This window comes from Haloarchaeobius baliensis (assembly GCF_052060055.1).
Taxonomy (GTDB): domain Archaea; phylum Halobacteriota; class Halobacteria; order Halobacteriales; family Natrialbaceae; genus Haloarchaeobius; species Haloarchaeobius baliensis.
Window position 1 is genome coordinate 21,176 of the sequence record NZ_JBPPFR010000002.1, and the last position, 13,737, is coordinate 34,912.

Consider the following 13,737-nt stretch of genomic DNA (forward strand, 5'->3'; position numbering starts at 1 on the left):
ATCGGGCGTAAACCTTCTGGAGTCCGCAGTCGGGTAGCCCGGTCCTACACACGGATGCGAGGTACAGTCGTCGCCTACCCCCGGTACTCCGTGTCGCCGTCACAGACCACGACCGGGCCGTCCCCGGTCAGTCGCACCTCAGAGACCGCGCAGTTACCCTGGTCGTGCTCGGTGAGCGCCGTGACGAGGTCCTGCCCGCGGAGGTGGCCGAGGAGGACGTACAGCGGGCCACCGTGGGTGACCACCGCGACCGTCCCGCCCTCGGGGACCTCGGCGACGAGCCGGTCCCACGCGTCGAGCACCCGATCGCGCGCCGCGAGCAGCGACTCGCCGCCTTCGGGCTCCGCTCTCGCCGCCGCCATGCCCACCTCGTGGACGGCGAACTCCGGGTGCCCCTCGAACAGCGCCTCGTAGGAGAGCCCCTGGTACACCCCGAAGCTCCGCTCGCGCCAGCCGCGGTCGTAGTCGACCGGGCAGTCGACGCGCCGGGCCACGTGCCGCGCCGTCTCGCGGGTCCGCCTGAGGTCCGAGGCCACCAGCCGGTCGAGGTCGTAGCTGTCCGTGAGATGTCGACCCAGTTCTCGGGCCTGGTCACGGCCCACCTCGGTCAGCGACGTCGGTGCCCAGCCCTGGATGCGTCGCTCGCGGTTCCACGTCGTCTCGCCGTGGCGTGCCAGCACCACCGTCGCGTCGTCGGCGACCGACTCCATACTGGCTGGTCGTCCGGAACGGAGAAGTGTGTACCGCCTCCCGTCGCGAGGTCTCAGGCGTCGCCGTCCGTGTCGTCGTCTCCGCCGCCCCGCCAGCGCGCGACGAGCAGCCCGACCTCGAAGAGGACGAGCAGCCCGACGACCAGGCCGCCCGCCTGCACGTCGGTCAGCGTCACCCGCTCGATGAGCTCGACCGCGCGCGGCTCGGGCGTGCCGAGGTAGCCGACGGCGATGGCACCCAGCCACACCGAGACGCGCGTCGCCTGGACCGTGTCCCACACGCGCAGGCTCCCGATGTAGTTCTTGTTCACGTAGGCGGCCAGCTCGAACACGAACACGATGGCCGCGCCCAGCAGCAGCGACGTGGCGTCACCGAGCCCGAGCGTCGCCAGCGCGTCGGTCACCGCGGGCGGCAGGTCGCCGTAGTAGCCCGTCGGGATGGGCCACGGGCCGAGCGCGTAGCCGACCAGCCCGGCCAGCACGTACACCTTCGGGCGGCCGTTCCGGAGCTCCTCGACCGTCGGCACGGGCGAGGTCTCCCGGGTCCACTTCAGCAGCAGCAGCGTCCCCTCGAACAGCCCGATCATCGACGCGGCGACGATGAACGGCGCGACGCCCGTCGGGTCGGGCGAGAACAGGAACGAGATGCCCATGAACGCGCCCCAGAACAGCAGCCGGCGGTCCTGGAGCCACTGCCGGGTCGTGATGCCCATCATGATGGCGAGCATGATGAGCAGCGGAATCTGGAAGACGATGGCCTGGAACGCCATCAACGTGATGATGAGGTTGAACGTATCGGAGAGCGCGAACGCGATGTTCGCCGAACCCTCGGTGTAGTAGAGGAAGTACTCGAACAGCGCCGGCAGGACGAGGAAGTACGCGAAGGCCATCCCCGCGACCGCGAGCACGAGGCTCACCGGGACCGAGGCGAGGTAGTAGCGGCGCTCCTTGGGATAGAGCCCGGGTCGCATGAACAGGTAGGACTCGTAGACGAACAGCGGGAGCGCGACGACGATCCCCGCCAGGCTCGCCACCTTGATCTTCGTCAGGATGAACTCGAGCGGCGAGTACAGGTGCGGGCGGGTGACCTCCGTGGTCGCCGGCAGCAGGTCGTACCACATCGTCGTGATGATCTGCTCGGAGGCCGGGATGGCGAGCGCGCTCGCCGCGGCCGCCGCGAGCAGCACGATGCCCAGCCGGCGGACCATCTCCTCGATGTGCACCGCCAGTGGCAGCTCCTCGTCGTCCGGCGGCCCCTCGTACTCCTCGTCGTCGTCGAACGGGTCGCCCGGCTCGCCGGGCGTCGTCGGGGTCTCGCCGATGGCCTCGCTCGGCCGGGTTGCACCGGCGGCGTGACCGACCGGCACGTCCTCGCCACCGTCGGCCTCGCTCGTGAGGTCCTCGTCCGGGCCGTCGAGCGGTGCGGCCTCGTGCGGCTCCGCATCCTGTGGCCCCATGTGGATGTCGTCGCCGGTCGCGGGCGACTCGACGGGGACGTCGGCCGGGTCGTCCGGGGCCTCGACGGCGTCGTCGTCGGTCGTGTCCGCCACCGACCTGGCGGCGGCCTCCTCCACCGACTCCGCGGGCTCGTCGTCCGCGGCCTCGTCGTCGGAGTCACCGCCGGGGAGGTCGGGTTCGCGTGGCGGCTGCTCGTCGTCCTTCGAGAGCCCCGAATCGTCCGAATCCTCCGGCATCTACCAGAGGTAGAAGTCGCGCGCGTTATAGACCTTTTCTTACCCCCGTCGGCGACTCGGAGAAGAAGATTGATGTGAAAGAGGTGGAAAGCTACCCGCAACGAATGAGTTCCGTCATCGGTGAGGACACCGCCCGAAGCATCAACAGCGGGCGGGAGACAGCCGGCGTGATGCTTCGGACGCTCCAGAAGCATCTCCAGAAGGTGTTCATCGTGTTCCTCGTCGGGATGCTCGGGACCATCTACTCGCTTCGCCTGTTCATCTGGGAGTTCCTCCAGGAGAACACGAAGCAGCGGATGCCTCCGGAGATCGCCCTGCAGGTCGAGGTCATCGCCCGGACACCGTTCGACGTCATCCTGCTCCAGTTCAAGATCGGGGTCATCGTCGGCGCGCTCCTCGCACTGCCGCTCCTGCTCTACTTCGCGAAGGACTCGCTGGCACAGCGCGGCTTCCAGCCCGACGTGCCGCTGTCGCGCTGGCAGATCGGCGGCATCGTCGGTGCGGTGTTCATCCTGTTCATCCTCGGCATCATCTACGCCTACGTCGTCTTCTTCCCGTTCATGTTCGAGTTCCTGGCGACGAACGCGGTGAACGCGTCCATCAAGCCGAGCTACGACATCACGATGTGGACCGAGTTCATCGTGTTCCTCACGTTCTCGTTCGGGCTCGCCGCCCAGCTCCCACTCGCGATGTCGTCGCTCTCCTACGTCGAGCTCGTCTCCTACGAGTTCTGGCGCGACAACTGGCGCTACGCGTTCCTCATCATCTTCATCTTCGGCGCCGTGTTCTCCCCGCCGGACCCGTTCACCCAGATCATGTGGGCCATCCCGCTCATCTCGCTGTACGTGCTGAGCCTGGGCTTCTCGAAGGTCGTCACGAACCTGAACCGGGCGGGCGGCTCCGGGCCGAACGCGCCCGACCAGAACCTGCTCCGCAAGCGGATGCTGCAGTTCGTCGGCATCGCCGTCCTCTCGGCGGCCGGCTCGGCCACCTTCTTCGGCACCCGTGCGACCCGAGTCGTCTCCGAGCAGCTGTTCCCGGCCATCCCGTCGATGGTGCGCCCGGGGCCGCTCTACCCGACGAGCGACCCCCTCTCGCTGTTCCTCGTCGCGCTGCAGGGTGCGTTCGTCATCGCCGGCTCGGTGCTGGTCATCTACACCATCCACATGCTCCGCCAGCCGGTGGTCCCGAAGGGCGGTAGCCGGCCGGGCGACCCCGCGAGCATCGACGTCTCGCAGCTCGACGCCGCGGGCGTTCGTGCGGCCCCGCCCGAGGTCTTCATGGAGATGTCCGAGGAGGAGGCCGTCGGCTACGCCCGCGAGGCGATGGACGCCGACGAACCCGACAAGGCGGAGGCGGTGCTCGACCGCTTCGACGAGGCCGAGGCGGCGAAGGAGGCCGAGGCCGAGCAGGCCGCCCAGGAGGAGCCGAAGTCCCTCGCCGACCCCACCAGCATGGGGATGGAGCGCGAGAGCCACGAGAACTACGCCGACGAGGAGGAGGAAGGCGGCTTCCTCTCGCGGACCACCGCCGGCATGGTCGACCCGTTCACCGAGGACGAGACGACCGAGGACGACATCGGCGGCTACTACTACGACGTGATGTTCATCTTCGAGTCGATCACCTCGAAGCTGTTCCGCGTCGTCGGCCTGTTCATGGCCGTCATGTTCGGGAGCTTCTACTGGCTGTACACGGGCGGCCTCGGCGACATCAAGCGGAACTTCATCAAGCGTATCCCGCCCGGGGTCCGTGGCGACCCCGCCGCGGTCGGCTTCGACACGGCGTTCGAGGCGGGCAAGCCGCTCATGGACGCGATGACCGTCGCCCCGGGCGTCGCACAGGCACCGTCGAGCGGTCCCGCGAACCCCGGCGCCGTCGCCAGCGGCCAGCCCTACTCGGAGATCGTCTCCAGCATGGGCGGCCCGAGCGAGGTCGGCCTCATCGTCGCGCTGCACCCGGTCGAGGCGCTCATCTTCGAGGTGAAGGTGAGCTTCCTGCTCGGCGTCGCCGCCGCGCTGCCGGTGTTCATGTACTACGCCTGGCCCGCGATGAAGGAGCGGGGCATCGTCTCGACGGGCGAGAACTCGACGTTCCTCGTCTGGGGCGCCTCGCTGTTCGTCGGGTTCGTCATCGGGAGCGTACTCGGCTACTTCCTCGTCGCGCCGACCATCATCTCCTACCTGGTGTCCGACGCCATCCAGGCGGACATGGTCATCTCCTACCGGCTGAAGAGCTTCTTCTGGCTCATCTTCTTCACCACCCTCGGCATCGGCATCTTCATCGACATCATCGTCACGATGCTGCTGTTCCACTGGGGCAACATCGTGAAGTACCGGACGTTCCGGGAGTTCTGGCGGCCGATCGTCGTGAGCATCTTCCTCGCGGCGGCGCTGTTCTCGCCGAAGGGCGTCCTGACGATGCTCGTGCTGTCGGTGCCCATCGCCATCGCGTACCTGCTCGGACTCGGGCTGCTGAGCGTCGTCACCCTGCCGTGGCGGCTCCGCGGGGGCGGCGGTGGTGGCGAACCCGACGAGCCGGCGGACCCGGGCGCAGAGGAAGCGGCCTGAGTCGGCCGGGCAGACCGTCGGCGTCGAGCGGTCCGGTGCGGTGCCTGGCGGCCGGTTGCTGTCTGCTGGTCAACCTATAAGTGTTCGATAGCGGTAGTTGGTACGTCCCATGATACCACTTCAGTTCGGACTCGACCTCGGGCAGTACGTCGCACCGATCATCAGCGCCATCACGACCATCTTCATCTTCGTCTTCGTCTTCGTGGTGCTGTTCGTCGTCGGCCGACTCGTCGTGACCAGCGCGGTCGAGCAGAGCCTGCGCCGCCGGGGGTTCGACGAGACCATCGTCGGGCTCGCCGAGAGCGCGACCATCGCCGTCGTCTCCGTCCTCGCCGTCGCGCTGGCCGCGACCATCGCCGGCTTCGGCGTCGTCCTCGCGGCGTTCGCGACGCTCGCCGGCGCCCTCGCGCTGGCGGTCGGCTTCGCCGCACAGGACCTCATCGCCAACTTCGTCGCGGGCGTGTTCATCCTGCAGGACGAGCCGTTCACGACCGGCGACTGGATCGAGTGGGACGGCAACGGCGGCGTCGTCCGCGAGATCGAGCTCCGGGTGACGAAGCTCGACACGTTCGACAACGAGCTGGTGACCGTGCCGAACGGCGAGCTCGCCAACGCGGCGGTCGTCAACAACGTGGCGAACGACGAGCGCCGGTTGTCCGTCGGCTTCGGCATCGGCTACGACGACGACATCGAGCAGGCTCGCACCGCCATCGTCGACGAGGCGTCGAAGATCGAGGCCGCCTTCGACGACCCCGCGCCGTCGGCGCCCGTCGTGGAGCTGGGCGACTCCGCCGTCGTGCTCTCGGGCCGCCTCTGGATCGATCCGGTCGAGGACAGCTACGGGGCGGTCCGTGCGGAGTTCCTCGAGGCCGTCAAGCAGCGCTTCGACGCCGAGGGCATCGACATGCCGTATCCGAACACCGAACTGTCCGGCGACATCGAGGTCAGGAACGTCGACGCGGGGGCTGCAGGCGACTGAGCAGGCGGTCCGGCCACGGTCACCGACACCACCGGTATATTTACCCGAGATACACCAAACACGGCCCATGCCCAAGATAAGCGTCGAGATACCGCAGGAACTGCTCGACGACCTTGACGACCACGTCGGCGACGACGGGAAGTTCGTCAACCGCTCGGACGCCATCCGGTCGTCCATCCGGAAGAACCTGGACATCCTCGACGAGATCGACGCGCGTCACGACCGACTGGAGGACGACGACGAGTAGGAGAACGACCCGGACGACACCCCGGGAGACGACGCGAAGAACGGTGGGACGCCGCTACAGCGGCTCCGCGAAGCCGAAGCGGGGCTTGACCTCCGTGACCTCGACCTCGACGGTCTCGCCCGCGTCGGCGCCGTCGACGAACAGCGTGAAGCCCTCGACCTTGGCGATGCCGTCGCCCTCGCTCCCGACGTCCTCGATGGTCACCTCGAGGGTGTCGCCGGGGCGGACGGGCGCGGTCAGGCGATGCTTGGCGACGAGGTACACCTCGGAGGACTCGTCGCGGGAGGCCTTCGGGGTCGTGGTGCGGACGTACTGGAACTCGGCCTCGATGTCCTCCCGGAGGTCGTCGAGGTCCTGTCCCTGGAACACCTTCACGGCGAAGTCGCCGCCGGTGTCGAGCACGTCGAGTGCGGTCTCGAACGCCTGCCGGGCGAGGTGCACGGAGCGGGCGTGGTCGAGCTGGTACTCGCCGGTCATGTTCGGGGCCATGTCCGAGAGCACCACGTCGACCTCGTTCCCGGCGGCCTCGCGGACCTGCTCCTTCGTCTCCTCGTCGGTCATGTCGCCGCGGATGGTCTCTATCCAGTCGTCGTACTCCTCGTCGAACGATTTGATGCGCTGGAAGTCGACGCCGATGACGGTGCCGCGGGAGCCGACCTCCTCGGCGGCGACCTGCAGCCAGCCGCCCGGGGCGGCCCCGAGGTCGACGACCGTGTTGCCGGGGCCGAACAGCCCCTCCTTCCGGTCGAGCTGTTTGAGCTTGTACGCCGCCCGGGAGCGGTAGCCCTCCTGTTTCGACTTGTTGTACCAGTGGTCCTTGCGCGCCATGGGTGGTCAGTTGCCGGTTGTAGCCGGCGAGCGCGGTTAGGGGCTTCGTTCCGCGCTCAGCGCCGGCCGACCTTCTTCGTGACGCGGAACTCGCCGGGCGGGTTGAGGATGCCGACGACGGTCCCCATGGAGTGGACGACCGTCACGAGCGGCGCGAGCGGCAGCGCGACGGTCCACTTCAGCCCGTCGCGGCCGTAGTGCTGCAGGCCGCGGGCGTACCAGAACAGCGTGAGCGCGCCGAGGCCGAGCGAGAGCAGCAGGAACAGTCCGCCGCCGGTGACGACGCCGAGGCCGAGCACCGACAGCGGGATGGCGACGAGCGTCACGACCGGCGAGAGCGCCCACGCGAAGTTGCGGACGCGGGTGAGGAGCTGATAGCGGAGCGGGAGCACCGTCGCGGCCTCGAGGTTCCCGGCGGCCCAGCGGCGGCGCTGCTGGGTGATCTCGGACAGCGACGGCGGTGCCTCGTTGCGACAGGTCGTCGACGCCAGCTCGTAGGTGAGGTCGTCGAGCTGCTGGGCGGCCGCCCAGACGAACGCGGTGTCCTCGACGAGCGTCTCGCGGTCCCAGGTGACCGTCTGCTCGACGGACTCGCGGACGGCGATACCGCCGCCCCACGCGAACAGCGGGATGGAGAGCCGGGCGAACGCGCGCTGCTCGATCTGGACGCCCATCCGGTAGACGTCGGCGAGGTACGACAGCACGGAGCCGGTGCGGCGGGGCTGTTCGCGGAGCTGCACGACGTCGGCGTCGGGCAGCCCGTCGAACGACGCCATGTGGCTGTCCTCGTCGAGGTAGAGGACGAACTCGCGGTCGCAGTCGACGGCCCGGCGCGCCCACTCGATCGCCCGGCCCTTCCGGACGGCGTCGCAGTCGAACTCGTCGGGGACGACGTGGACGGTCGCGCCGTCGACGTCGATGTCGGTCTCGGCGACGACCCGCACGTCGTCCAGTTCCGCGGGCAGCGAGTCGACCGTCGCCTGCACGACCGACTCGGCGTCGATGGTGAGGATGCGGACCTGCACGTCGTCGCCGCCGTGGACGGGCTCGGGCGGCTCGTAGTTCGCGCCGACGACGTAGGTCAGGACGGCCCAGACGAACGCGGTCAGCGCGAACAGCGCGGTCGTCGCCCACAGCAGCAGTTCCAGCGCGCGATGCCACTCGACGAGGCCGAGCGTCACCGACGGCACCACCACGGCCAGCGCGGCGAGTACGAGCACCGCGCCGACCGTCGTCAACGTGATCTGTTCCGTCTTCATCGTGGCCACGGCTCGGGCTCACGTCCATATGAACCGCCGAGACGGTGCAGTTCAGTTCGTATCGTTTCCGACGCCCGCTGCGGATTTGAATGGATTGAACGGTCGAAAGGTGGGGGTGAGAACGCCGGGTCGGGCGGTCGGTCGGCGAGAACCTGGGGCGACCGGGGCAGCCGACCCGGACGGACTCACCGGCGCGCGATGCGCGGCGAGACGAAGTACTCCACTGAACCCGCGCCGTCGGCGAACGCGTAGGACAGGACCAGCGGCTCCTCCGTGCCGAGTTCGAGCGTCACGTCGGTGCCGGCCGGGATCTCGCGGGTCACGTCGCGCAGGTAGTCGAGGCTGAACAGGGAGCGGGCGTCGCCGGGCGACAGGGAGACGAGGTCGTCGGCCCCCTGCGTCAGCGACACGTCGTCGGTGTCGCCCTCGGCGTCGACGTGGAACGTCTCGCTCTCGGACTCGACGGCGAGCGCGAGGTGGTCCGCCACCATGTCGGCGGCCGAGACGGCACGGGCGAGCCCTGACTCGTCGATGACGACCGCTGCGGGGGCGTCGTAGGCGAGGTCGTCGCGGGCCGGCGCCGAGCGGATGCTGTCCGGGTCGACGAGCGCGAGCGAGTAGTCGAGTCCGTCGACGTGGAGGTGCAGGCGGCGCGTCTCCGGGTCGAGGTCGAGTTCGACGAGTGCGTCGCGGTCGGCCATCGAGAGCACGTCGCCGAAGCGGTCGAGGTCCACACCCAGAACCTCGCCGTCCGCGTCGTACGCCTCGAACGCGTCGCGGTCGACGGAGAGCCCGACGGCTGCGACGTTCGCCGGGTCGATGGCGGTGATCTCGACGCCCTCGTCGCCGAACTGGATGCGGCACTCGTCGACGAGCGCGCCGACGAGCGAGACGGTCTGCTGGAGCGTCTCGGCGCGGGCGATGGCGTGCAGACCCTCGGAATCGGGGTCGGTTGACGGCTCGGCGGACTGGAAGGATTCGGCGTCGGCCATGCAGGTGGCCACGGACGGGAGCCCGTTAACGATTTTGTGGCCGTTCTAGTAGATAATCTGTAATGGGTTACGATTATATGTGTGGTGCGTAGTAGATAATCCATAACCAGTTATGGAAGGTGACGACGACCGCGGTCGGGGCGTCCTGAGTCCGGCCGACCGTGCGTACCTCCGCGGCGAGACGGACCTCGGCAGCGTCCAGTCCGAGCGAAACACCCGGGGGCGCATCCGGGACCGGGTCCACGACGCGCTGTTCGACTTCGAACTGCTGGTCGAGGCGCTCGACGAGCACGACCGGGACCTCGTCGCCGGGCGACTGGCCGACGGCGAGGGGACCGAGTCGTTCGACGCGCTCGTCGCCGCCGTCGCGTTCCTGTACCGGCTGACCGAGGAGACGGGGCTCGACTTCGAGACGGTGCTCCGCGAGGGCGTCAACGTCGCGGAGGCGCCCGAGGGGCGTGCTGCGACGGTCGACCTCGACCTGACGTTCCACGGGCTCAGCGTCGAGGGGTTGCGGTCGAAGCTGGAGCGCGGCGAAGAGCTCTCGCTGACCGAACTCGCGGTTCTCCACGACAGCGACGCGGTGCGCCCCGACGAGCTGGCGGCGTACTTCGAGGACGACGACCCGACCGGGGGCGTCGACGACGGCCGCATCCAGTCGAAGGTGACGAACTTCTGAGCGCCACGCGGCGGGCGATTCGCACGCGCTCGCGCGACCGAAAGGGTGTTTTTTTAGTGCCCGGTTTCGTAGCCTGATTCAACATGTTCAAGGCCATCGTGAGCGCCGAGACGCTCAAGACGACGCTCGACTCCGTGAGCGTCCTGGTGGACGAGTGCAAGGTCCACCTCGACGAAGACGGCATCGAGATACGAGCCGTCGACCCCGCCAACGTCGGCATGGTCGACCTGCGGCTCTCCGCGGAGGCGTTCGAGTCCTACGAGGCCGACGGCGGCGTCATCGGCGTCAACCTCTCCCGACTCGAGGACATCGCCGGGATGGCCGACGCCGGACAGCTCGTCGAGCTCGAACTCGACGAGGAGACGCGCAAGCTCCACATCCAGATCGACGGGCTGGAGTACACGCTCGCGCTCATCGACCCGGACAGCATCCGCCAGGAGCCCGACATCCCCGATCTGGACCTCTCCGCCGAGGTCGTCATCGAGGGCAAGGACATCAACCGCGCCGTCAAGGCCTCCGACATGGTCTCGGACCACATCGCACTCGGCGTCGACGCCAGCGACGAGCTGTTCTACGTCGACGCCGAGGGCGACACCGACGACGTCCACCTCGAGCTCGACACGGAGGACCTCATCGACCTGCAGGCCGGCGACGCACGCTCGCTGTTCAGCCTCGACTACCTGAAGGACATGAACAAGGCCATCCCTGCCGACGCCGAGGTCACCCTCGAGCTCGGCGAGGAGTTCCCCCTCAAGATCACCTTCCCCATCGCCGAGGGCCAGGGCTCGGTCCTGTTCGTGCTCGCACCGCGCATCCAGAGCGACTGAGCGTCTCGACCCCTTCTCACGCTCGCTGCCACGCCGCGTGCCCCAGCGCCGCGGCCGGCAGGCAGACCAGCGACCCGAACAGGAACACGACAGCGGCGAGCTCGACGAGTGCGACGGCGCTCACGGCGACGACGACCGCGGTCAGCGAGCCGACCCCCAACGCGACGTTCACGTCCCCGCGTCCGAGTGCGATCCCGACGACGAACGCGTGCGCCGCCGCCAGCGTGGTCGCGGCCACGGCGAGCGCCAGCGTCGGCTGGCCGGTGACGGCGAAGTAGCCGACGAACGGGACGAGGACGACCAGCGCGACCGGCCAGTGGGCCTCGGTCACGCCCGCGAGCACGTCCCGGTAGCCCGGCGACGACCCTGTCATTGCTCGGGGTTGGGGGCGGGTCGGGAAAAGCACAGCGTCGTCGCCCGAGGGAGGTCACGGGAGTGACACGTGAACGAACGTAGGGTCACCGTAGCGGGAGCCGCGACCACCGTCCTACTCGCCACAGTACCCGCAATCCGCCCGCCAGAACGGTTCGCGAACCGTTTCCAGGGAATCCACAACTATGCCCCCGAACGGCGTATCTGCGGGTGATTCTCGACCGGGGGGTTGGGGAGTCAGGGACCGTCACCTCGACCGAGAAGCATCAGCTATGGAAACACCATTCACCACCACAGACGACCGAGAGACGACGACCGGCATCTCGCGGCGCCGCGTACTGCAGAGTACCGCGCTGACGACCGGTGTCATCGGTCTGGGACTGCCGCTGTCGAGCACGACCGTGCTCGCGAACGACCACACCGACGGGCGCATCGACACGTGTAACGCGACGCTCGACATCGTGCTCGCGCTCGACTACTCCGGCTCCATCGGCTCGGCCCTCTGGGGCGACATCGAGTCCGGCGCCGAGAGCTTCATCGACGTGCTGAACGACGACAACCAGCTCGGCATCGTCACCTTCGGCGACACCGGGAAGGCGTACGACTTCGGCACCGGGGACTACCTCCTGCTCGCCCAGGACGGCGCGACCGACAACCGGCCCGCGATGAAGGCCGCCGTGCCCGGCGTCGCACCGCCGAACGAGAACGGGACCCACATGGCCGCCGCGCTCGACTTCGCGGACGACATCCTCGACGGCCAGGGCCGCGACGGCAAGGAGGTCATCATCCTCCTGACCGACGGCGAGCCGAACTACCAGAACGGCACCGTCGGCGACGGGTCGAACCCGCCCGAGGACGAGGCCGACGGCAGCGTCGGCGGCGTCTCGGGCTACGTCCCGACAGACACGACCGCGTTCGACCCCGAGGGCGACGGCGCGAACACCTACACGTACACCGGCGGCTCCGCCGGCACGGACGCGAACATCACCGACGGCGAGCGCGACGAGACCGAGGCGGTCGCCACCGCGGCGAAGGCCGACGGCACCCGCATCATCGCGGTCGGTATCGGCGGCGGCGTCGACGACGACTACCTCAGCAACCGCATCGCCAGCGCACCCGAGGACTACGTGCAGGTCGAGGACTCCGCCCAGATCGGCGCCGCGCTGCGCGACCTCCTCACGGAGATCTGCGACGAGTGCACCGACTGCGAGGCCGAGGGGCTGCTCGCGAAGTACGAGTTCGAGTGCGTCGAGACCGTCGAGGACGACTGCGTCGACTACGACTTCGTCCTCGAGACGGGCGACGGCAGCCTCGTCTCCTACACCGCGGGCAACTACGTGAACAAGGAGGGAGAGATGTTCGAACCCATGACCGCCACCTTCGACACCGACTACTGCACGGTGTGGGCGGTCGTCAAGGCCGGGCGCGGGCTCGAGGTCCAGGAACTGGTCGCCGAGGACGGCCAGGTCACCGCCGAGTACCTCGCACCGCACGCCATCAGCTTCGTGGCGTTCTTCTGCACCGAAGACGCCGCAGAAGCGTTCGCCGAGAGCTTCCCGTCGAACAGGGGGAACGGCGGCCGTGGTCGGACCCGGTAACGCCGCCTGAGAACAGCTGTCCCGACTTCTTTCGACGCCTCACCGATAGCGGTCGATGACCGCCTTCGCCTCGCGCGCCGCCTGCTTCCAGCCGTAGCCCGCCTCGTAGACGTGCCGCTTCGCCTCGACGAGCTCCTCGGGAGAGTCCTCCGCGAAGCCGCCGCGCTCCCACGTGCCCGTCTCGTGCAGCCACTCGATGACCTGCTCGCGCGTCTCCGGCCACGTCAGCCCGACCATCTCGTAGTACGCGACCAGCGCGAACACGCTGTTGTCGTGACAGCCCGGCACCGAGCCGTACTCGTACACCGTCTTCACCGGCTCGTACTGCGGCGTCGTCAGCAGCTCGCGGTACTCGTCGGGCGACCGCAGCTCCAGCCGGCCGTCGCGCTCCTCGACCCGCTGGACGGTCCGCAGGTGCTCCAGCGCCGCCTGCTGGAGGCTCCCCCAGTCCGCCGCAACCGACGGCAGCTCGTCCTCGTGTTTCACCCCGCCCGACAGCGCCGCCAGCACGTCCGCGTACGCCTTCTCGACCGCGTGCCACTCGACGCCCGCGAACCGACACTCCGGGTCGTGGAGGTCGTTCGTGCTCCGACAGCCGGGACAGGGATACTCGAAGTGGCGCGCCACGTCCACAGTGAGGGGAGCGCTCGTCTAAGAGTGTACCGTTCCGGTATCGGACTCAGTCGGGACCGTCGTTATCATCGACACGGTTCCCGGAATCGAGGCCAACAACAGCCAGAAAGCCCCGCCGAACGCAGAAACAACACCCCACGACAACAGCCAGAAAGCCCCGGCGGGCGACGCTCCCGCGGCTCGCTGCGCTCCTCACTCCGTTCCGGTGCTTGCGTCGCCGGGGTTCGCGTAGCCCGCCGCCCCTTTCAGTCCCACCCACCGCGACCGCACCGCGCCAGCCCTCCCCCTCGACACCCACGCGCCTGCCGGCGCGGGGTGTCTTGGCCGTGTGGCTGGTGTGGGAATCGTCCGT

At 68.7% G+C, this 13,737-nt stretch carries 13 protein-coding genes; 6 read left to right on the top strand and 7 right to left on the bottom strand.

Annotated features, from left to right (window positions below; translation table 11 throughout):
* Window positions 1-74 precede the first annotated feature (74 nt).
* Window positions 75-710: a histidine phosphatase family protein gene (locus ACSG06_RS10990; protein WP_440990331.1), complete on the bottom strand. Its 636-nt coding sequence runs from the start codon at window positions 708-710 to the stop codon at window positions 75-77.
* 53 nt (window positions 711-763) lie between these two features.
* Complete coding sequence (tatC, locus tag ACSG06_RS10995; protein ID WP_440990332.1) at window positions 764-2,404, bottom strand: twin-arginine translocase subunit TatC; 1,641 nt, start codon at window positions 2,402-2,404, stop codon at window positions 764-766.
* Between the two features lie 104 nt (window positions 2,405-2,508).
* Between tatC and ACSG06_RS11000 the strand changes: the two genes are divergently transcribed.
* The 3 genes from ACSG06_RS11000 to ACSG06_RS11010 all read left to right on the top strand — a co-directional run bounded on the left by ACSG06_RS11000 (window position 2,509) and on the right by ACSG06_RS11010 (window position 6,197).
* A complete protein-coding gene (locus ACSG06_RS11000) occupies window positions 2,509-4,971 on the top strand; it encodes a twin-arginine translocase subunit TatC (protein WP_440990333.1) in 2,463 nt (820 codons plus the stop codon).
* A 109-nt stretch (window positions 4,972-5,080) separates the two neighbouring features.
* The gene (locus ACSG06_RS11005; protein ID WP_440990334.1) at window positions 5,081-5,950 is read left to right on the top strand and encodes a mechanosensitive ion channel family protein; all 870 of its coding nucleotides are present in this window, start codon (window positions 5,081-5,083) and stop codon (window positions 5,948-5,950) included.
* 67 nt (window positions 5,951-6,017) lie between these two features.
* Entirely contained in the window at window positions 6,018-6,197 is a 180-nt protein-coding gene (locus ACSG06_RS11010) for a CopG family transcriptional regulator (protein WP_440990335.1), read from the top strand.
* Window positions 6,198-6,251: 54 nt separating this feature from the next.
* On the opposite strand, the gene ACSG06_RS11015 is transcribed toward ACSG06_RS11010, so the two are convergent.
* The 3 genes from ACSG06_RS11015 to ACSG06_RS11025 all read right to left on the bottom strand — a co-directional run bounded on the left by ACSG06_RS11015 (window position 6,252) and on the right by ACSG06_RS11025 (window position 9,276).
* Complete coding sequence (locus ACSG06_RS11015) at window positions 6,252-7,025, bottom strand: 23S rRNA (uridine(2552)-2'-O)-methyltransferase (protein WP_440990336.1); 774 nt, start codon at window positions 7,023-7,025, stop codon at window positions 6,252-6,254.
* Between the two features lie 56 nt (window positions 7,026-7,081).
* Window positions 7,082-8,284, bottom strand: coding sequence for a glycosyltransferase family 2 protein (locus ACSG06_RS11020; protein ID WP_440990337.1), 1,203 nt, complete (start codon window positions 8,282-8,284; stop codon window positions 7,082-7,084).
* Window positions 8,285-8,469: 185 nt separating this feature from the next.
* Window positions 8,470-9,276: a DNA polymerase sliding clamp gene (locus tag ACSG06_RS11025; protein WP_440990338.1), complete on the bottom strand. Its 807-nt coding sequence runs from the start codon at window positions 9,274-9,276 to the stop codon at window positions 8,470-8,472.
* Window positions 9,277-9,388: 112 nt separating this feature from the next.
* Here ACSG06_RS11025 and ACSG06_RS11030 point away from each other — a divergent pair, with 112 nt between their 5' ends.
* Window positions 9,389-9,955, top strand: coding sequence for a DUF8102 family protein (locus ACSG06_RS11030; RefSeq protein ID WP_440990339.1), 567 nt, complete (start codon window positions 9,389-9,391; stop codon window positions 9,953-9,955).
* An 83-nt stretch (window positions 9,956-10,038) separates the two neighbouring features.
* The gene (locus tag ACSG06_RS11035; RefSeq protein WP_440990340.1) at window positions 10,039-10,782 is read left to right on the top strand and encodes a DNA polymerase sliding clamp; all 744 of its coding nucleotides are present in this window, start codon (window positions 10,039-10,041) and stop codon (window positions 10,780-10,782) included.
* A 16-nt stretch (window positions 10,783-10,798) separates the two neighbouring features.
* On the opposite strand, the gene ACSG06_RS11040 is transcribed toward ACSG06_RS11035, so the two are convergent.
* Window positions 10,799-11,155, bottom strand: a complete 357-nt coding sequence (locus tag ACSG06_RS11040) for a hypothetical protein (protein ID WP_440990341.1) — start codon at window positions 11,153-11,155, stop codon at window positions 10,799-10,801.
* Window positions 11,156-11,426: 271 nt separating this feature from the next.
* Between ACSG06_RS11040 and ACSG06_RS11045 the strand changes: the two genes are divergently transcribed.
* Complete coding sequence (locus tag ACSG06_RS11045; protein WP_440990342.1) at window positions 11,427-12,752, top strand: vWA domain-containing protein; 1,326 nt, start codon at window positions 11,427-11,429, stop codon at window positions 12,750-12,752.
* A gap of 39 nt (window positions 12,753-12,791) precedes the next feature.
* Here the strand turns inward: ACSG06_RS11045 and ACSG06_RS11050 are convergent, their stop codons facing one another.
* Complete coding sequence (locus ACSG06_RS11050; protein WP_440990343.1) at window positions 12,792-13,379, bottom strand: DUF7474 family protein; 588 nt, start codon at window positions 13,377-13,379, stop codon at window positions 12,792-12,794.
* Window positions 13,380-13,737: the final 358 nt, after the last annotated feature.